Below are 19975 nucleotides of genomic sequence, written 5' to 3'. Positions count from 1 at the left end.
GCACGTCGCCGGCGTGCTCGCCGGGCACGTCGAGCCGGCCGGGTGGTGGGGGACCGGCCGTCGGGCCGACCACACCGACGCGGTCGCGCTCGCGCGGCGCGTCGCCGAGGTCGTGGGCGTGGAGCTCGTCGCGGCCGCGGACGCCGACCGGGCGCCCTTCCACCCCGGCCGGTGCGCGCGTCTGACGACGGCGGACGGGGTGCTCGTCGGGCACGCCGGCGAGCTGCACCCGCAGGTGCTGGTGGCGCTCGACCTGCCGGCGCGGGCCGTCGCGTTCGAGCTCGACCTCGACGCGCTCCTGGCGGCGTCGCCGGCGGACCCCGTCGAGGCGGTGCCGGTGTCGACGTTCCCGGTCGCGAAGGAGGACGTCGCGCTCGTCGTCGACGCCTCGGTGCCGGCGGCGGACGTGCTCGCGGCCGTGCGGGCCGGGGCGGTGCAGAGCCCGGCGGGCGACGTGCTCGAGGACGTGCGCCTGTTCGACGTCTACACGGGCGACCAGGTGGGCGAGGGGCGCCGGTCGCTGGCGTTCGCGCTGCGCCTGCGGGCGGCGGACCGCACGCTCACGGCCGACGAGACGGCGGCGGTGCGCGAGGCGGTCGTCGCCGAGGCGCACGCCCGCGTGGGGGCGCACCTGCGGACCTGACGCGGGGGACGCACGTACCACGACGGCGGCGGCCGGGGAGCGATCCCCGGCCGCCGTCGTCGTCGTCCCGGCGCGCGCCGGTCCCGGTCGCCGTGCGCGGCGGTCGGGCGAACGGGACTCATGGGACGAGTTCACCGAATGGTTACTGTCGGGTAGTTGCGGCGGACCGGACGTACCACGCACTGTGGACCACGGCCGCCACGAGCGGCCGTTTCGCTGCGCAGCGACGCGCGGCACCCACCGTCGCGGCGTCGCCGCCGCAGCACCCGCACCACCCGGCAGCACCCAGTGCCCCGACGAAGGAGACTCGCGTGCACGCACGAGGACGGACGACCACCGGGGCGCTGACCGCGCTCGGGCTCCTGCTCACCGGTGGCGTCGTCACGGCAGGGGCGGCCCAGGCCGCCGTCTCACCGGACGCCCCGGTGGTCATCTCGGAGGTCTACGGGGGCGGCGGCAACAGCGGCGCCACCCTGACGCAGGACTTCGTCGAGCTCTACAACCCGGGCGACGCGCCCGTCGACGTGTCGGGCTGGGCGGTGCAGTACGCGTCCGCCGGCGGCGCGTCGTGGCAGGTCACGCGTCTGACCGGTGCGAGCGTCCCCGCCGGCGGGCACCTCCTCGTCGGGCAGGCGCGCGGGTCCGGCGGGACCGTCGACCTCGCGCCCGACGTGACGGGCACGATCGCGATGAGCGGCAGCACCGGCAAGGTCGCGCTGACGTCGTCGCCGCAGGCGCTCACCTGCGCCGCGGGGTGCGCGGACGTCCCCGCGGTGGTCGACCTCGTCGGCTACGGCGCGAGCGCCTCCTCGTTCGCCGGCTCGGCGCCCGCGCCGGGCACGGGCAACGCGACGTCGGCGTCGCGGGACGCCGTCGGCACGAACACGGCGGACAACGCGGCCGACTTCACGGTCGGCGCGCCGACGCCGACCGCCGCCGGCGCGGACCCCGGCGAGGAGCCGGAGCCGACCGACCCCACGACGCGCACCATCGCGGAGATCCAGGGCACGGGTCCGGCCTCGCCCCTGGTGGGGCAGCGCGTCACCACGACCGGGGTCGTGACCGCCGCGTACCCGACGGGCGGCTTCCGCGGGTACGTCCTGCAGACGCCCGGCACGGGTGGCGGCGCCCCCGCCGGCCGGACGTCGTCGGACGCGCTCTTCGTCTTCTCGGCCGCCACCGCCGGGGACGTCCAGGTCGGCCAGCACCTGCGGGTCACGGGCGAGGTCGCCGAGTTCAACGGCCTCACGCAGCTGACCGTCGGCGCGGCCGCGGACGTCGCGGTGCTCGACCCGGCTCCGGCGCCGGCGCCCGTCGAGGGCGCGTGGCCGGCCGACGACGCGACGCGCGAGGCGCTCGAGTCGATGCTCCTGCTGCCGACGGGCGACCTCACGGTCTCCAACACCTACTCCACCAACCAGTACGGCGAGGTCGGCCTGGCGACGGGCACGACCCCGCTGCTGCAGCCCACCGAGGTCGCCCGCCCGGGCACGCCGGAGGCCGCGGCGGTCGCCGCGGACAACGCCGCCCGCCGCGTCACGCTGGACGACGGCGCGACGACGAACTTCCTCGGCCAGGACGCGGGCGGCCTCACGCCGCCGTACGTCTCCACCGAGAACCCGGTGCGCGTGGGGGCCGCCGTGCAGTTCGTCGCCCCCGTCGTCGTCGACTACCGCAACAACGCCTGGAAGCTGAACCCGACGGCTCCGCTGACGGCCGAGGGCACGGCACCGGCGACGTTCGAGGACGACCGGACGGCCGCCCCCGAGGCCGTCGGCGGCGACGTGTCGGTCGCGTCGTTCAACGTGCTGAACTACTTCACGACGCTCGGCGCGCAGACGCCGTCGTGCGAGGCGTACACGACGCCCGGTGGCGAGCCCGTCACGGTCGACGAGGGCTGCGACCAGCGGGGCGCCTGGGACCCGGACGACCTGGCCCGCCAGCAGGAGAAGGTCGTCGCGGCGATCAACGGCCTCGACGCCGACGTCGTCGGGCTGCTCGAGATCGAGAACTCGGCGCGCGTCGACGGCGTGGCCGACGAGGCGCTCGCGACGCTGGTCGACGCCCTCAACACGGCCGCCGGCGAGGAGCGCTGGGCGTTCGTGCCGTCCTCCGACGAGCTGCCGGACCCGTCCGGCCAGGACGTCATCACCAACGCGCTCATCTACCAGCCCGCGGCGGTGACGCCGACGGGTGCGGCGCGGGCGCTCGGCGACCAGAGCGACGACGGCGAGGCGTTCCAGAACGCGCGCGAGCCGATCGCGCAGGCGTTCATCCCCGCCGGCGGCGGCGACGCCGTCCTCGTCGTGGTCAACCACTTCAAGTCGAAGGGCTCGGCGGGTCCGTGGCCGGGCGACCGCGACACGGGGGACGGCCAGGGTGCGTCGAACGAGTCGCGCGTGCGCCAGGCGACGGCGCTGCGCGACTGGGTGCCGACCGTGCAGGGCGACGCCGAGGCGGTCGCGCTCGTCGGGGACTTCAACGCGTACACGCGGGAGGACCCGCTGCAGGTGCTGTACGACGCCGGCTACGTCGACGCCGTGAGCACCCTTGCGCCGGGGCAGTGGAGCTACTCGTTCCAGGGGCTGTCGGGCTCGCTCGACCACGTCCTGCTCAACGAGGCGGCCGCGGACCGCGCGACGGGCGCGGACGTGTGGGAGATCAACGCGGGGGAGTCGATCGCCCTCGAGTACAGCCGCTACGGCTACCACGGCACGACGTTCCACGACCCGGGCCCGTACCGGTCCTCGGACCACGACCCGGTGAAGGTCGGCCTCACGGCGGGCGACGCGAACACCGGTCCGGTCGACCTGACGTTCCTGAACGTCAACGACTTCCACGGCCGCATCGACGCCAACACGGTCAAGGTCGCGGGCACGATCGAGCTGCAGCGCGCCGCGGCCGAGGCCGCGGGCGGGGCGGCGGCGTTCCTGTCCGCCGGTGACAACATCGGCGCGTCGCTGTTCGCGTCGTCGGTCCAGCGGGACCAGCCGACGATCGACGTGCTGAACGCGCTCGACCTCGCCGCGTCGGCCGTGGGCAACCACGAGTTCGACGGCGGCTACGACGACCTCGTCGACCGCGTGGTCGCGGGCGGCGGGAACGCCGAGTTCCCCTACCTGGGCGCGAACGTGTACCGGGCGGGCACCACCACGCCGGCGCTGGACGAGTACGCGCTGCTCGACATGGCGGGCGTGACCGTCGGCGTCATCGGCGCCGTCACGCAGGAGACGCCGACGCTCGTCAGCCCGGGCGGCGTCGCGTCGCTCGAGTTCGGTGACCCGGTCGAGGCGGTCAACCGCGTCGCGGCGCAGCTGACCGACGGCGACGAGGCGAACGGCGAGGCCGACGTGCTCGTCGCCGAGTACCACGAGGGCGCCGGCGCCGGCACGCCCGACGGCGCGACGCTCGAGGAGGAGGTCGCCGCGGGCGGCGCCTTCGCCGACATCGTCACGGAGACGTCCGCCGCGGTGGACGTCATCTTCACCGGGCACACGCACAAGCAGTACGCGTGGCAGGCGCCCGTGCCGGGTGAGGACGGGACGCGGCCGGTGCTGCAGACCGGCTCGTACGGGGAGTTCCTCGGCAAGGTGGTGCTCACGTACGACCGCGAGACCGAGGAGGTCACGGCCTCCACGGCGGAGAACGTCGCGCGCACGACGACGGCGGACGCCGAGCTCGTCGCGGCCTTCCCGCGGGTCGCCGAGGTGCAGGGGTTCGTCACCGCGGCGCTCGCGTACGCGGCCGAGGTCGGCAACCAGCCGGTCGGCTCGGTGACGGCGGACATCACGACCGCCTACGCGGGTGGCTCCTTCGTGGACGGGCGCTACGTGGGGCCCGGCCCGCAGCCGGGCACCGGCCGCGACGACCGCAGCCGCGAGTCCACGCTCGGCAACCTCGTCGCCGACGCGCTGCTCGACACGCTCGACGCCCCGGAGCGGGGCGGCGCGCAGATCGGCGTCGTCAACCCCGGCGGCCTGCGCAACGAGCTGTTCCACGCACCCGACGGCACCGTGACCTACGCCGAGGCGAACGCGGTCCTGCCGTTCGTCAACAACCTCTGGACGACCACGCTCACGGGAGCCCAGGTCGAGACGATGCTCGAGCAGCAGTGGCAGACCGACCGGGACGGCAACGTGCCCAGCCGGCCCTACCTCCAGCTCGGGCTGTCGGACAACGTCGCGTACACGTACGACGCGTCCCGTCCGCAGGGCGACCGCATCACGTCGGTGACGGTCGACGGCGCGCCGCTCGACCCGGACGCCGAGTACCGGATCGGCACCTTCTCGTTCCTCGCGCAGGGCGGCGACAACTTCCGCGTCTTCGAGGACGGGCAGGACACGGCGGACTCCGGTCTCGTCGACCGGGACGCGTGGATCGCGTACCTGCAGGCGAACCCGGGCCTCACGCCGGACTTCCGGGAGCGGGCGGTCGGCGTGCCGGCGCTCGACCCGGTCGAGGCCGGCGCGGAGCTGACGTTCCCCGTGACGGGGCTCAACCTCACGAGCCTCGGTGCGCCGGACAACACGTCGCTCGAGGTGCGCCTCGACGACGTCGCGCTGGGGGCTGCCACGCTGACGCGCGGCGAGGGCCCGGACGCGTCGGGCACGGTCACGGTCACGGTGCCCGCGGGCACCGAGCCCGGGACGCGCACGCTGACCCTCGTGGCGCAGCCGAGCGGCACGACGGTGACGGTGCCGCTGGTCGTGGAGGCCGGTCTGCCGGCGTCCACGACGACGCTCACCGCGTCGCCGGACAGCCAGGTGCACGGCGACCTCGCGCCCCGGGTGCGCCTGACGGCGCGGGTGACGGCCGACGCGCCCGTGACCGGCGAGGTCACGTTCGTCGCGGGGGAGACCGTGCTCGGCACGGCGCCGCTGCGCAGCGGCCACGCGCGGCTGACCCTGCCGGCGGCCACGCCGGCCGGGACGTACGACGTCGTCGCCCGGTACGCCGGCACCGACACGGTCGGCGGCTCGGAGTCGGCGCCGGTCACGGTGACGGTCGAGAAGGTCGGCAGCAGCACCACGCTGAGCGTGCTGTCGTCGCCGTTCGCGTTCCTGCCGTCGCCGTGGGTCGCCACGGTCCGCCTCGACACGCTCCGCCTGCCCGCGGGCACGGTCGAGCTGCGCGAGGGCGACCGGGTCGTGGCGCGGGCCCACGTCGTGCTCGGCATCGCGGTCGGCACGCTGCCGCGCGATCTCGGCCGCGGCACGCACCGGCTCACCGCGGTGTTCGTGCCGGACGACCCGGCGAACGTCGAGGGCAGCACCAGCCGGACGGTGACCGTGCGTCGCTGACCCGTGCGCACGGCGACGGGGGTGGGTCCACCGGACCCACCCCCGTCGTCGTCCCCGGGCCGGCGGCCTCCGGTCCGGCCGCTCGCGCGGCCCGGTCCGCCAGGTGGTCCGGTATGTCCGCGCACGGCCCGCGCTGCGCTACGGTGGCCGGCGACACGGGGTGCCCTGCACCAGGCAGGGCTGAGATCACACCCGTCGAACCTGATCTCGTTAGCACGAGCGAAGGGATGTCGCGATGACGACGCCTGCCGTCCCCTGCCCGCCCGAGGAGCTCGCCGCGCGCGCGGCGCTCGCCCTCGACGACCTGCGGGCCCGGACCCCGCTCGTCCAGTGCCTGACCAACGAGGTGACGACGAACCTCGTGGCGAACGCCCTGCTCGCGATCGGCGCGTCGCCGGCGATGGCCTCGGCGCCCGGTGAGGCCGAGGAGCTGGCCGGCGTCGCGGGCGCCGTGCTCGTGAACCTGGGCACGCTCGGTCCCGACCAGCGGGCGGCGGTCGCGCCGACCGTCGCCGTCGCCGCCGGTGCCGGCACGCCGTGGGTGCTCGACCCCGTCGCCGTCGGCGTGCTGTCGGTCCGCACCCGCCTCGCGGCCCGCCTGGTGGCGGAGCGACCGGCCGTCGTGCGCGGCAACGCCAGCGAGGTGCGCGCGCTCGCGGGCCTGACCACCGCCGGGCGCGGCGTCGACGCCGGGGACGACGTGGACGCCGCCGCGGACGCGGCCGACGCGCTGGCGCTCCGCACGGGCGGCGCCGTCGCCGTCAGCGGGCCCGTCGACCTCGTCACCGACGGGCGCACGCGGGTGCGGCTCGCGGTCGGCGACCGCATGCTCACCACCGTGACCGGCGCGGGGTGCGCGCTCGGCGGCCTCGTCGCGGCGTTCGCCGCCGTGACCGACCCGCTCACCGCCGGTGCGGGCGCCAGCACGGCGCTGGGGGCGGCGGCCGAGCGTGCGGCGCAGGTGGCCCGCGGGCCGGGCTCGTTCGTCCCGGCGCTGCTGGACGAGCTGTACGCGCTCACCGGCGCGGACCTCGCCGAGCGGCTCGTCGTCGCGGCGCGCGTGGCGGTGCCCGCATGAGCCGGCTGCCCGGGGGCGTGTACCTCGTGCTCGACGCCGACGTGTGCGCCGCGGCGGGGCACGCGCCCGCCGCGGTCGCGCTGGCCGCCGTGCGCGCGGGCGTCGGCACGGTGCAGCTGCGCGCCAAGCACGCTGGCGTGCGCGACCAGGTCGCGCTCGCGGTCGCCGTCGCCGACGCCCTGCGCGACGGACCGCCGGCGGTGCTGCTCGTGGACGACCGCGCCGACGTGGCGCTCGCCGCCCGGTCGCGCGGTGCGCGCGTCGACGGCGTGCACGTCGGCCGGCGCGACCTCGAGGTGGCCGACGCGCGTGCGCTGCTGGGGCCGGACGCGGTGGTCGGCGTGTCCGTCGGCCGTCCCGAGCTGCTGCCCGAGGCCGTGGGTGCGGACTACGTCGGCACCGGGCCGGTGCGCCTCACGCCGACCAAGCCCGAGGCCGGGCCGGCGCTCGGTGCGGACGGCGTCCGCGCGGTGGTGGACGCCACCGCGCTGCCCGTCGTGGCGATCGGCGGGCTGACCGCCGCGGACGCGCCGGTGCTGCGCCGGGCCGGCGCGCACGCCCTCGCGGTGGTGAGCGCCGTGTGCGCGGCGCCCGACCCCGGCGGCGCCGCCGCGGCGCTCGTCGACGCCTGGGCCCGTGCCGCGGTGCCGGCGGTGACCCGGTGAGTGCGCACCGCGTCCGCGTCCTGTCCGTCGCGGGCACCGACCCCACCGGGGGCGCGGGCGTCCAGGCGGACCTCAAGTCGTTCGCGGCGCACGGCGCCTACGGGATGGCCGTCGTCACGGCGCTCGTCGCCCAGAACACGCACGGCGTGCGGGCCGTGCACGTGCCCGACGTCGCGTTCCTGCGTGCGCAGCTCGACGCGGTGAGCGACGACGTCACGGTCGACGCGGTGAAGATCGGCATGCTCGGCACGGTCGCGGTCGCGGACGAGGTCGCGGCGTGGCTCACGCGCACGCGTCCGCCCGTCGTGGTGCTCGACCCGGTGATGGTGGCGACGAGCGGCGACCGTCTGCTCGACCGCGACGCCGAGGACGCCGTCCGCCGGCTCGTGGCGCACGCCGACCTCGTCACGCCGAACCTGCCCGAGCTCGGCGTGCTGCTCGGCGAGCCGACCGCCCGGACGTGGCGCGACGCCGTCGGCCAGGCGCGTCGCCTGGCGCGCGCGTCGGAGGTGACCGTGCTGCTCAAGGGCGGGCACCTGGACGGCGACGCGAGCCCCGACGCCGTCGTCGACGCGACGACGGTCGTCGAGCTCGACGCGGTGCGCGTCGCGACGACGTCCACGCACGGCACCGGCTGCTCGCTGTCCGCGGCGGTCGCCGCGCTGCGTCCCCGGCGCCCCGACTGGGTGTCGGCGGTCCGTGAGGCGAAGGAGTGGCTCACCGGCGCCATCGCGGCGGGGGAGGCGCTCGGGGTCGGCTCCGGACGAGGTCCCGTCGACCACCTGCACCACGCGCCGACCCTCGGTGCGCGCCCGTTCGGCGACGAGGCGTGGGACGCCGTCGCCGACCTGCGCGCGGCGTGCGACGACCTTCCGTTCGTCCGGTCGCTGGCGGACGGCACGCTCGCGAGCGACGCGTTCGAGGCGTACCTGCATCAGGACGCGCTGTACCTCGCGGCGTACTCGCGCGTGCTCGCGCGGGCGAGCGAGCTGGCGCCCGACGGCGCCGCGCAGGCGTTCTGGGCGCGCGGCGCGAGCCGCTGCCTCGACGTCGAGGCGCGGCTGCACCGCGACCGGCTGTCGCGGGCGGGGCGGGCGTGGACGGGTCCGGCGTCCGCGGTCACCACCGCGTACACCGACCACCTGCTGGCCGTGGGCGCACGCGGTTCGTACGCGGAGCTCACCGCCGCGGTGCTGCCCTGCTACTGGCTGTACGCCGACATCGGGGCGCGCATCCTCGCGCGGGCCGGCGACGTCGCGGCGCACCCGTACGGCGACTGGGTCGCGACGTACGGCGACCCGGGATTCGCGGCGGCGGCGGACGAGGCGCGCCGGCTGTGCGACGCCGCGGCGCTGGAGGTCGGTGCGGTGACCCGGGCGCGGATGCTCGCGGCGTTCGTCCGCTCGTGCGAGCACGAGGTGGCGTTCTTCGACCAGGTCGACGCCGGGTCGCCCGGCGGGCCGGGCGACCCGGCGTCGGCCGGCGCCGCCGCGCTCGTGCCCGCCGGGCGCGCCGTCCCCTGATCCGGTGCCGGTGGCTCCTCAGGGGGCGGGGCCACCGGCACCGCGGCACGTCACGGCTGGACGAGCGGCGCCGTGGGCCTCAGCAGCCGTCGGGCCCGCACACGTCCCCGCCGGCGACGGCGGCGGGGGGGTTCGCCTCGCGCCACCCGGCGTCGAGCAGCTGGGTGAACACCTCGGCCGGCTGCGCGCCGGAGACCGCGTACCTCCGGTCCACCACGAAGAACGGCACGCCGGTCACGCCGAGCGCCCGCGCCTCGGCGAGGTCCGCGCGCACGGCGTCCGCCGCGTCGTCGCCCGCCAGCGCGGCGGCGACGCGGTCCGCGTCCCAGCCGTGCGCCGCGAACCCGGCGCGTCCGGCGAGCGCCACGAGGGCACCCTCGGCACCGAGGTCCGCACCCTGCTCGAAGTGCGCGGTGAACAGCGCCTCCATGGTCGCCTCCACGAGCGGTGCGCCTCCGGCCTGCGCCGCCAGGTGCAGCAGCCGGTGCGCGTCGAACGTGTTGAAGGCGAGGGTGCGGTCGAAGTCGTACCGCAGCCCGTCCGTCGCGGCGACCGCCGTCACGTGCGCGAACATCTGCTGCACCTGGCCGCGGTCGAGGCCCTTCATCTCGGCGAGGGCGTCGACCTCCGGGCGGCCGGACCCGGCGGGCGTCTCCGGCGACAGCTGGTAGGAGCGCCACACGACCTCGACGTGCTCGCGGTGCGGGAACCGCGCGAGGGCGGCGGCGAACCGGCGCTTGCCGATGAAGCACCACGGGCACGCGACGTCGGACCACACGTCGACGCGGATCCTGCGGGGTGGGGCGGACAGCGGGGCCGCCAGGGGGGTGAACGGGCCGGCGGGGGAGGTCGTCACGGGAGGAGCAGCACCTTTCCGGTGGTGGCGCGCCCCTCGAGGGCGCGGTGGGCGGCGGCCGCGTCGGCCAGGGGGAACGTGGCACCGACGCGCACCTGCAGCGCACCGGCCGCCGCGGGCCCGGCGACCTCGCGCCAGCGCCACGCGCGCTCGTCGGCGGTCGCGACGTGGTGCCCGAGCGTCGGGCGCGTCACGAACAGCGAGCCCGCGGAGTTCAGTCGCTGCAGGTCGAACGGCGGGACCTGCCCCGACGAGCCGCCGAACAGCACGAGGGTGCCGCGGGCACGCAGGGAGGCCAGGGACGCGTCGAACGTGTCCTTGCCGACCGAGTCGTAGACGACGTGCACGCCGTGCCCGCCGGTGAGGTCGCGCACCAGCGCGGGGAGCTCGGCGGTGAGGTCGGACAGCTCGCGGTAGCGGATCACGTCCGCGGCGCCGGCGGCCCGCGCGAGCGTCTCCTTCTCGGCCGATCCCACGGTCGCGATCACGCGGGCGCCCCGGGCCGCGGCCAGCTGGGTGACGAGCAGGCCGACGCCGCCGGCCGCGGCGTGCAGGAGCACGTCGTGCCCGCGCTCGAGCGGGAAGGTCGAGGCGGTGAGGTAGTGCGCGGTCATGCCCTGCAGGGGCAGCGCGGCCGCGGTGCGGTCGTCGAGTCCGGGCGGCACGACGAGCGCGGCGCGCTCGGGGACGGCGACGAGCTCGGCGTAGGACGCGGGGGCGTCGGCCCACGCCACGCGGTCGCCCGGCGCGAGGCTCGTGACGTCGGACCCGACGGCCACGACCTCGCCGGCGCCCTCGGACCCGACGACGTGCGGGTAGGACACGGGGTACGTGCCTGTGCGACGGTAGGTGTCGATGAAGTTGACCCCGGCCGCGGCCACGCGGACGAGCACCTCGTCCGGCCGTGGTTGCGGCTCGGGGGCGTCGACGACCTCGAGGACCTCGGGTCCGCCCGCGCGGGCGGCGACGACTGCGCGCATGACCGTGGCAACCGTGGCACGGGCGGCGGTGTTCCCGCAGGTCGGCACCGACAGCGTTGGTATGTTTGTGCGCACCCCTGTATGTTCATGCACATGACGTTCTCGGTCGCGGTCGCCGGCGCCAGCGGGTACGCGGGCGGCGAGATCCTCCGCCTGCTGCTCGACCACCCCGAGGCGCGCATCGGTGCGCTCACCGCGCACAGCAACGCGGGCTCTGCCCTGGGGGACCACCACCCCCATCTCGTGGACCTCGCGGACCGCGTCCTGGCCCCCACGACCGCGCAGGCGCTCGCAGGCCACGACGTCGTCGTGCTCGCCCTGCCGCACGGGGCGAGCGGCGCCGTCGCGGCCGAGCTCGAGGCGCTCGGCGAGGACCCCGTCGTCCTCGACCTGGGCGCCGACCACCGGCTCGTCGACGCGGCGGACTGGGAGGCCTACTACGGCAGCCCGCACGCCGGCACGTGGACCTACGGCCTCCCCGAGCTGGTCGTGGCCGAGACCCTCGGCCGCCAGCGCGACCGGCTCGCGGGGGCGCGTCGCATCGCCGTGCCGGGGTGCAACGTCACCGCCGTCACGCTCGGCCTGCAGCCGGGGGTCGCCGCGGGTCTGCTCGACACCACCGACCTCGTCGCCGTCCTCGCCGTCGGCTACTCCGGCGCCGGCAAGTCCCTGAAGCCGCACCTGCTCGCCTCCGAGGCCCTCGGCGCGGCCGTGCCGTACGCGGTGGGCGGCACCCACCGGCACGTCCCCGAGATCGCGCAGAACCTGCGCAGCGCCGGGGCGTCGGACGTGCGGACGTCGTTCACGCCGGTCCTCGTCCCGACGTCGCGGGGCATCCTCGCCACCGCGACGGCCCGCCTCGCGCCGGGCGTCGACCTGGGCGAGGACGAGCTGCGCGCCGTGTGGCGCGCCGCCTACGCGGACGAGCCGTTCGTGCACGTGCTGCCGGACGGCCGCTGGCCGACGACGGCCGCGACGACTGGCGCGAACACCGCGCACGTGCAGGTGGCACTGGACGCGCGGGCCGGTCGCGTCGTCACGGTCACCGCCATCGACAACCTCGTCAAGGGCACCGCCGGTGGCGCGGTGCAGTCCCTCAACCTCGCGCTCGGCCTGCCCGAGACGCTCGGCCTCCCGCGGAACGGAGTCGCCCCGTGACCGACCACCTCGGACCCGCCCTCGAGGGCACGTCGCCCGGCACGTCGCCGGGCGTGACCGCCGCCGCGGGCTTCCGCGCGTCCGGCGTCACGGCCGGTCTCAAGGCGTCCGGCACGCCGGACCTCGCCCTCGTCGTCAACGACGGCCCGCGCCAGGTCGGCGCCGCCGTCTTCACGACCAACCGCGTCGTGGGCGCGCCGGTGCTGTGGTCGCGGCAGGTCGTGTCCGACGGCGTCGTCTCCGCCGTCGTGCTCAACTCCGGCGGCGCGAACGTCGGCACGGGCCCCCGCGGCTTCCAGGACGCGCACGCCACGGCCGAGAAGGTGGCGGACGCCCTGGGCGTCTCCGCCGGCGACGTCGTCGTGTGCTCGACCGGCCTGATCGGCGTGCCGCTCGCGAGCGACAAGCTGTTCGCCGGCATCGCCCCGGCCGTGGCGGCGCTGAGCGAGAGCACGGGTCCGGACGCGGCGACCGCGATCATGACCACCGACAGCGTGCCGAAGTCCGCGCACGTGCGTGTGGAGACGCCGGAGGGCGCGTTCACCGTCGGCGGCATGGCCAAGGGTGCGGGCATGCTCGCCCCCGCGATGGCCACGATGCTGTCGGTGCTCACCACGGACGCCGACGTCGACGCCGCGACGGCGGACGCGGCACTGCGCGCCGCGACGCGCGCGACGTTCGACCGCGTCGACTCCGACGGCTGCATGTCGACGTCCGACACGGTGACGCTCCTGGCGTCGGGGGCGAGCGGCGTGACGCCGCCCGCGGACGTCCTCGCCGACGCCGTGCTGCGCGTGTGCGCGTCGCTCGCGCGCCAGCTCGTGGCCGACGCCGAGGGCGCGTCGCACGACATCGCCGTGCACGTGCAGGGCGCCACCACCGAGGACGCCGCCGTGGCCGTGGCCCGCGCCGTGACGCGGTCGAACCTGTTCAAGGCCGCGATGTTCGGCAACGACCCGAACTGGGGCCGGATCATCGCCCAGGTCGGCACGGTGCCGGAGGACGTCGCCCCGTTCGACGCGACGGCGCTCGACGTGACGATCAACGGTCTGCAGATCTGCCGCGCCGGCGGCGCCCACGAGGACCCCGCGCAGCTCGATCTCGCCGCGGCGCGGGAGATCCACGTCGTGGTCGACCTGCACGCGGGCGACGCCTCCGCGACCGTCTGGACCAACGACCTCACGCACGACTACGTCCACGAGAACAGCGCGTACTCCACATGAGCGGCACGAGCCCCGACCTGCCCCCGGTGCCCGAGGACTTCGTCTTCGACACGCGCACCGACCTGCGCCCCGACCAGAAGGCGGAGGTCCTCATCCAGGCGCTGCCCTGGCTGCAGCAGTTCTCCGGCGCGCTGGTCGTCGTGAAGTACGGCGGCAACGCGATGGTCGACGACCGGCTCAAGCGTGCCTTCGCCGAGGACATGGTGTTCCTGCACCAGGTCGGGCTGCGGCCCGTCGTCGTGCACGGGGGCGGTCCGCAGATCAACGCGATGCTCGACCGCCTCGGCATCGAGAGCGAGTTCCGGGGCGGTCTGCGCGTCACCACGCCGGAGGCCATGGAGGTCGTCCGCATGGTCCTCACGGGCCAGGTCTCGCGCGAGCTCGTCGGGCTGCTGAACAGCCACGCCCCGCACGCCGTGGGCCTGTCGGGGGAGGACGGCGCGCTGTTCCAGGCGCGGCGCCGCACCGCCGTCGTCGACGGGCAGGAGGTCGACGTCGGCCTCGTCGGTGACGTCGTCCAGGTCAACCCCGGCGCGGTGCTCGACCTGCTCGACGCCGGGCGCATCCCGGTCGTGTCCACGGTGGCCCCCGACATCGAGGACCCCACGCAGGTCCTCAACGTCAACGCCGACACCGCCGCCGCCGCGCTCGCGGTCGCCCTCGGCGCGCGCAAGCTCATCGTCCTGACCGACGTCGAGGGCCTGTACACCGACTGGCCCGACCGCGAGAGCCTCGTGCGGCGCATCCGCGCGTCCGACCTCGCGACGCTGCTGCCCCGCCTCGACGCCGGCATGCGCCCGAAGATGGAGGCCTGCTGGCGCGCCGTCGAGGGCGGTGTCCCGCGCGCCCACGTCATCGACGGCCGCGAGGCGCACTCGATCCTCGTCGAGGTCTTCACGTCCGACGGGGTCGGCACCATGGTGCTGCCCGACGTCGACCCGGCCGACAACCCCTCCACGGTCCCGGTGCCCCGGGTCCGTGCCGCGCAGGAGGACGCCCCGTGACCGAGCCCACCGCTGCAGCCGCACCGACCGCCGCGCCGACCGCCGCCCGGCACCGCGCCGAGGCGCCGGACGACGCGCTCCCGCTGCCCGCGGGCGGCGGGAGCGTCGCCGAGTGGACGGACCGGTACACGCACGCCGTCATGGACACGTTCGGGCCGCCCCAGCGGGTGCTCGTGCGCGGCGAGGGCCCGTACGTGTGGGACGCCGACGGCCGCCGCTACCTCGACCTGCTCGGCGGCATCGCGGTCAACGCCCTCGGCCACGCGCACCCGACCCTGACGGCCGCGGTCAGCGCGCAGCTGGGCACGCTCGGCCACATCTCCAACTTCTTCGCGAGCCCGACGCAGATCGCGCTGGCCGAGCGCCTGCTCGCGCTCGCGGGTGCGCCGGAGGGGTCGCGGGTCTTCCTCACCAACTCGGGCACCGAGGCGAACGAGGCCGCGTTCAAGCTGCTGCGCCGGCACTCGGCCGGCCGCCGCCCGCGCGTGCTGGCGCTCGAGGGCGGGTTCCACGGCCGGTCCATGGGGGCGCTCGCCCTGACGCACAAGGCGGCGTACCGCGAGCCGTTCGAGCCGCTGCCGGGGGGCGTGGAGTTCCTGCCGTTCGGCGACACCGACGCGCTCGAGGCCGCGTTCGCCGACGGCGGCGACCGGGTCGCCGGCCTGGTCGTCGAGCCCGTCCAGGGCGAGGCCGGCGTGCGGCCGCTGCCGCCCGGCTACCTGGCGCGCGCCCGCGAGCTCACCACGCGGCACGGCGCGCTGCTCGTGCTCGACGAGGTGCAGTCGGGGATGGGACGCACGGGCCGGTGGTTCGCGCACCAGCACCCGCACGTCGGCGGCGGCGTCGTCCCGGACGTGGTCACCGTCGCGAAGGGCCTGGGTGGCGGCTTCCCCGTCGGCGGGCTCGTCGCCTACGGGCCCGAGGTCGCGTCCCTGCTCGGCCGCGGCCAGCACGGCACGACGTTCGGCGGCAACCCCGTCGCCGCCGCGGCCGCGCTCGCCACGATCGGCGTCATCGAGCGCGACGCGCTGCTGGCGCACGTCACGGCGCTCGGGGAGCGGCTGCGCGCGCGCCTCGCCGGCACCGGCAACCCGCTGGTCCGCGAGGTCCGTGGCGAGGGGCTGCTCATCGCCGTCGAGCTCACGGCACCCGTCGCGGCGCGCGTCGCGGCGGACGCGCTCGACGCGGGCGTCGTCGTCAACCCGTGCACGCCGACGACGCTGCGCATCGCGCCGCCGTTCGTGCTCACCGACGAGCAGGCGCAGCCGTTCGTCGACCTCGTGGCCGCGCTGCCGGCCGACATCGCGGAGGACGCCTCGTGACCCGGCACTTCCTGCGCGACGACGACCTCGCCCCGCACGAGCAGACGGCGGTCCTCGAGCTGGCGCTCGCGTTCCGGGCCGACCGGTTCGTCCGCACGCCGCTCGCGGGCCCGCGGGCGGTCGCGGTCATCTTCGACAAGCCGACGCTGCGCACGCAGGTGAGCTTCACGACGGGCATCGCCGAGCTGGGCGGGTACCCGCTGGCGGTCGACGGGACGCTCGCCCGCATCGGCGTCCGCGAGTCGATCGCCGACACCGCACGGGTGCTCGGCCGTCAGGTCGCCGCGGTGGTGTGGCGCACGCACGCGCAGACGCGGCTCGACGCGATGGCGGCCGCCGCGGGGGTGCCCGTGGTCAACGCCCTCACCGACGAGTTCCACCCGTGCCAGGTGCTGGCCGACCTCACGACCGTCGCGCAGCACCGCGGCGGCGTCGCGGCGCTGCCCGGCACGACGCTCGCGTACGTGGGCGACGGCGCGAACAACATGGCGCACTCGTACCTGCTCGGCGGTGCGACGGCGGGCCTGCACGTGCGCGTGGGCACCCCGCCGGACGCGCTGCCCGACCCGGACGTGGTCGCGGCCGCGCGGGCCGTCGCGGCGACCACGGGCGGCTCGGTCGCCGTGCTGCACGACCGCGACGCGGCCGTCGCGGGCGCCGACGTCGTCGCGACGGACACGTGGGTGTCGATGGGCCAGGAGGACGAGGCGGGGGAGCGCGCCGACCGCTTCACCGCGTTCCGGCTCGACGCCGACGCCCTCGCGCTCGCCGCCCCCGACGCGCTCGTGCTGCACTGCCTGCCGGCGTACCGCGGCAAGGAGATCACCGCGGAGGTGCTCGACGGCCCGCAGTCGGTCGTCTGGGACGAGGCGGAGAACCGCCTGCACGCCCAGAAGGCGCTCCTGACGTTCCTCCTGGAGCGGTCGTGAGCACGACGGGCGCGATCCCCTCGACGAAGGCGGCGCGCCACGCTCTCATCACGAGCCTGCTGTCGCGGGGGTCGGTGCACTCCCAGGGCGAGCTCGCCGAGCGGCTCGCCGACGAGGGCGTGCACGTGACGCAGGCGACCCTGTCGCGCGACCTGGTCGAGCTGCGCGCCGTGAAGATCCGCACGCCGTCCGGGGCGCTCGCGTACGCCGTGCCCCAGGAGGGCGGGGACCGCACGCCGGCGACGACCGACACCGAGATGCTCGCGGCGCGCCTGGCACGCCTCTGCGCGGAGCTGCTCGTGACGGCCGAGGCGTCGGGCAACCTCGTGGTGCTGCGCACGCCGCCGGGTGCCGCGCAGTTCCTCGCGTCCGCGATCGACCACTCCGTGCTGCCGAACGTCCTCGGGACGATCGCGGGGGACGACACCGTGCTCGTCATCTCGCGCGCCGCCGACGGCGGCGAGGCGGTCGCGGCACGCTTCCTCGCGCTCGCCGGCGAGGGCTGAGACCGGTTATGCATATCTCCGCGGAACCATGTATGTTCATGCATGCTGACGTAGCCGAGAACGGAGAGAACCTGACATGACCGATCGCGTCGTCCTCGCGTACTCCGGGGGGCTGGACACCTCGGTGGGCATCGGCTGGATCGCCGAGGCCACCGGCGCCGAGGTGATCGCCGTCGCGGTCGACGTCGGTCAGGGCGGGGAGGACCTCGAGGTCATCCGCCGCCGTGCGCTCGACTGCGGTGCCGTCGAGGCGTACGTCGCGGACGCCCGCGACGAGTTCGCCACCGAGTACTGCATGCCGGCCCTCAAGGCCAACGGCCTCTACCTCGACCGCTACCCGCTCGTCTCGGCGCTGTCGCGGCCGGTCATCGTGAAGCACCTCGTGCGCGCGGCCCGCCAGTTCGGTGCCACCACGGTCGCGCACGGCTGCACGGGCAAGGGCAACGACCAGGTCCGCTTCGAGGTCGGCATCACGTCGCTCGCGCCGGACCTCACGTGCCTCGCACCCGTCCGCGACCTCGCCCTCACGCGCGACAAGGCGATCGAGTTCGCCGAGAAGCACGACCTGCCGATCGAGACCACCAAGCACAACCCGTTCTCGATCGACCAGAACGTGTGGGGCCGCGCCGTCGAGACGGGCTTCCTCGAGGACATCTGGAACGGCCCGACCAAGGACGTCTACACCTACACGGACGACCCGACGTTCCCGCCGGTCGCCGACGAGGTCGTGGTCACGTTCAAGGAGGGCGTCCCGGTCGCGCTCGACGGCGTCCCGGTGACGCCGCTGCAGGCGATCCAGGAGATGAACCGCCGCGCGGGCGCCCAGGGCGTCGGCCGGATCGACATCGTCGAGGACCGCCTGGTCGGCATCAAGTCGCGCGAGGTGTACGAGGCGCCGGGCGCGATCGCGCTCATCGCCGCGCACCAGGAGCTGGAGAACGTCACGGTCGAGCGCGAGCAGGCCCGCTTCAAGCGCGGCGTCGAGCAGCGCTGGACCGAGCTCGTGTACGACGGCCAGTGGTTCAGCCCGCTCAAGCGCTCCCTCGACGTCTTCGTCGAGGACACGCAGCGCTACGTCTCCGGCGACGTCCGCCTCGTGCTGCACGGCGGCCGCGCGACCGTCTCCGGCCGCCGCTCCGACGCGAGCCTGTACGACTTCAACCTCGCGACCTACGACACGGGCGACACGTTCGACCAGTCGGCCGCCAAGGGCTTCATCGAGATCTACGGCCTCAGCTCGAAGCTGGCCGCGGCGCGCGACGTCAAGTTCGGCAACGCGCCCGACCTCGGCGACCAGGGCGGCATCGCGCGTGGCTGACCAGCAGGCCGGCACGGCCGGTGCGGGGCCGCTCGCGCTGTGGGGCGGACGCTTCGCGTCCGGCCCGGCGGCGGCCCTCACCGAGCTGTCGCGCTCGACGCACTTCGACTGGCGCCTCGCCGACGACGACATCACCGGCTCGGTCGCGCACGCGCACGTCCTGCACGCGGCCGGCCTGCTGACCGACGCCGAGGTCGCCGGCATGGAGGACGCCCTCGAGCGCCTGCGCGCCGACGTCGCCGCCGGCACCTTCGCGCCGACGCCCGACGACGAGGACGTGCACACGGCGCTCGAGCGCGGGCTCATCGAGCGCGCCGGCGCGGACCTCGGCGGCAAGCTGCGCGCCGGGCGCTCGCGCAACGACCAGATCGCGACGCTCGTGCGGATGTACCTGCGCCGCCAGGCACGCGTGCTGTCGGGCATGGTCCTCGACGTCGTCGACGCGCTCGTCGCGCAGGCCGAGGCCGCGGGCGACGCGCCCGTGCCCGGCCGCACCCACCTGCAGCACGCGCAGCCCGTGCTGCTCGCGCACCACCTGCTCGCGCACGCGTGGCCCCTGCTGCGCGACGTCGAGCGCTGGGCCGACTGGGACCGCCGCGCCGCGGTGTCCCCGTACGGGTCCGGCGCGCTGGCGGGCTCGTCCCTCGGCCTCGACCCGGCCGCGGTCGCGGCGGAGCTCGGCTTCGACGCGCCGGTCGAGAACTCGATCGACGGCACGGCGTCGCGGGACGTCGTCGCGGAGTTCGCGTTCGTCGCCGCGATGGTCGCGGTGGACCTGTCGCGCCTCGCGGAGGAGGTCGTCCTCTGGGCGACCAAGGAGTTCGGGTTCGTGCGCCTGCACGACGCGTACTCCACGGGATCGAGCATCATGCCGCAGAAGAAGAACCCGGACGTCGCCGAGCTCGCGCGCGGCAAGGCGGGGCGCCTCGTCGGCGACCTCACCGGGCTCCTGACGACGCTCAAGGGCCTGCCGCTCGCGTACAACCGCGACCTCCAGGAGGACAAGGAGCCGGTCTTCGACCAGGTCGACCAGCTCACGGTGCTCCTGCCCGCGTTCGCCGGCATGGTCGCGACGCTCACGTTCGACACCGACCGGATGGCCGCGCTCGCCCCCCAGGGCTTCTCGCTGGCGACCGACGTCGCCGAGTGGCTCGTCCGCGAGGGCGTGCCCTTCCGCATCGCGCACGAGGTGGCCGGTGCCTGCGTGCGCGCGTGCGAGGAGCACGAGCCGGCGCTCGAGCTGTGGGACCTGACCGACGCGCAGCTGCAGGCGATCTCGCCGCACCTGACGCCCGGCGTCCGGGCGGTGCTCTCCGTCGAGGGCTCGCTGGCGTCGCGGTCCGCGCACGGCGGCACGGCGCCCGTGCGCGTGGCGGAGCAGCTCGGCCGGGCACGCGACGCCGCGGCGCGGCTGCGGGCGTCGCGCGCCTCCTGATGGGGGAGCGGCCCGGCGCGGCCGGTGGGCACGCT

General features: G+C 75.9%; 15 protein-coding genes and 1 riboswitch. Of the genes, 13 read left to right on the top strand and 2 right to left on the bottom strand.

What is annotated here, in order from left to right; genetic code table 11:
• The 5 genes from AB6N23_RS11200 to thiD all read left to right on the top strand — a co-directional run.
• Positions 1-643 (top strand): phenylalanine--tRNA ligase subunit beta-related protein (locus AB6N23_RS11200; protein WP_489672003.1); only part of this gene is annotated, 643 nt, incomplete at its 5' end.
• 311 nt (positions 644-954) lie between these two features.
• Positions 955-5943: an ExeM/NucH family extracellular endonuclease gene (locus AB6N23_RS11195; RefSeq protein ID WP_412866147.1), complete on the top strand. Its 4989-nt coding sequence runs from the start codon at positions 955-957 to the stop codon at positions 5941-5943.
• A gap of 146 nt (positions 5944-6089) precedes the next feature.
• Positions 6090-6188, top strand: a riboswitch (TPP riboswitch).
• The gene (gene thiM / locus AB6N23_RS11190; protein ID WP_412866146.1) at positions 6179-7021 is read left to right on the top strand and encodes a hydroxyethylthiazole kinase; all 843 of its coding nucleotides are present in this window, start codon (positions 6179-6181) and stop codon (positions 7019-7021) included. It overlaps the preceding riboswitch by 10 nt.
• The gene (locus AB6N23_RS11185) at positions 7018-7686 is read left to right on the top strand and encodes a thiamine phosphate synthase (protein WP_412866145.1); all 669 of its coding nucleotides are present in this window, start codon (positions 7018-7020) and stop codon (positions 7684-7686) included. Before thiM ends, AB6N23_RS11185 begins: the two co-directional genes overlap by 4 nt.
• Complete coding sequence (thiD, locus tag AB6N23_RS11180) at positions 7683-9209, top strand: bifunctional hydroxymethylpyrimidine kinase/phosphomethylpyrimidine kinase (RefSeq protein WP_412866144.1); 1527 nt, start codon at positions 7683-7685, stop codon at positions 9207-9209. Before AB6N23_RS11185 ends, thiD begins: the two co-directional genes overlap by 4 nt.
• A gap of 79 nt (positions 9210-9288) precedes the next feature.
• Here the strand turns inward: thiD and AB6N23_RS11175 are convergent, their stop codons facing one another.
• Entirely contained in the window at positions 9289-10065 is a 777-nt protein-coding gene (locus AB6N23_RS11175) for a DsbA family oxidoreductase (RefSeq protein WP_412866143.1), read from the bottom strand.
• Positions 10062-11045, bottom strand: a complete 984-nt coding sequence (locus tag AB6N23_RS11170; protein WP_412866142.1) for a quinone oxidoreductase family protein — start codon at positions 11043-11045, stop codon at positions 10062-10064. The genes AB6N23_RS11175 and AB6N23_RS11170 overlap by 4 nt, the downstream gene beginning before the upstream one ends.
• Before the next feature lie 93 nt (positions 11046-11138).
• On the opposite strand from AB6N23_RS11170, the gene argC reads away from it, so the two are divergent.
• The 8 genes from argC to argH all read left to right on the top strand — a co-directional run bounded on the left by argC (position 11139) and on the right by argH (position 19940).
• Positions 11139-12203 carry an N-acetyl-gamma-glutamyl-phosphate reductase gene (argC, locus tag AB6N23_RS11165; protein ID WP_412866141.1) on the top strand — a complete coding sequence of 355 codons (1065 nt, stop codon included), beginning with the start codon at positions 11139-11141 and terminating at the stop codon, positions 12201-12203.
• Entirely contained in the window at positions 12200-13426 is a 1227-nt protein-coding gene (gene argJ, locus AB6N23_RS11160) for a bifunctional glutamate N-acetyltransferase/amino-acid acetyltransferase ArgJ (protein WP_412866140.1), read from the top strand. The genes argC and argJ overlap by 4 nt, the downstream gene beginning before the upstream one ends.
• Entirely contained in the window at positions 13423-14430 is a 1008-nt protein-coding gene (gene argB / locus AB6N23_RS11155; protein WP_412866139.1) for an acetylglutamate kinase, read from the top strand. Before argJ ends, argB begins: the two co-directional genes overlap by 4 nt.
• Complete coding sequence (locus tag AB6N23_RS11150; protein ID WP_412866138.1) at positions 14427-15752, top strand: acetylornithine transaminase; 1326 nt, start codon at positions 14427-14429, stop codon at positions 15750-15752. Before argB ends, AB6N23_RS11150 begins: the two co-directional genes overlap by 4 nt.
• The gene (gene argF, locus AB6N23_RS11145) at positions 15749-16681 is read left to right on the top strand and encodes an ornithine carbamoyltransferase (protein WP_412866137.1); all 933 of its coding nucleotides are present in this window, start codon (positions 15749-15751) and stop codon (positions 16679-16681) included. Before AB6N23_RS11150 ends, argF begins: the two co-directional genes overlap by 4 nt.
• On the top strand, positions 16678-17187 hold the full coding sequence (locus AB6N23_RS11140) for an arginine repressor (protein WP_412866136.1): 510 nt from the start codon (positions 16678-16680) through the stop codon (positions 17185-17187). The genes argF and AB6N23_RS11140 overlap by 4 nt, the downstream gene beginning before the upstream one ends.
• Before the next feature lie 76 nt (positions 17188-17263).
• Positions 17264-18505 carry an argininosuccinate synthase gene (locus AB6N23_RS11135; protein ID WP_412866135.1) on the top strand — a complete coding sequence of 414 codons (1242 nt, stop codon included), beginning with the start codon at positions 17264-17266 and terminating at the stop codon, positions 18503-18505.
• Complete coding sequence (gene argH / locus AB6N23_RS11130; protein WP_412866134.1) at positions 18498-19940, top strand: argininosuccinate lyase; 1443 nt, start codon at positions 18498-18500, stop codon at positions 19938-19940. Before AB6N23_RS11135 ends, argH begins: the two co-directional genes overlap by 8 nt.
• Positions 19941-19975: the final 35 nt, after the last annotated feature.

Source organism: Cellulomonas pasadenensis (assembly GCF_047229365.1).
Lineage (GTDB): Bacteria > Actinomycetota > Actinomycetes > Actinomycetales > Cellulomonadaceae > Cellulomonas.
Note: the sequence above shows the minus strand (reverse complement) of the source record. Positions and strands in the feature narration are given on the sequence as shown.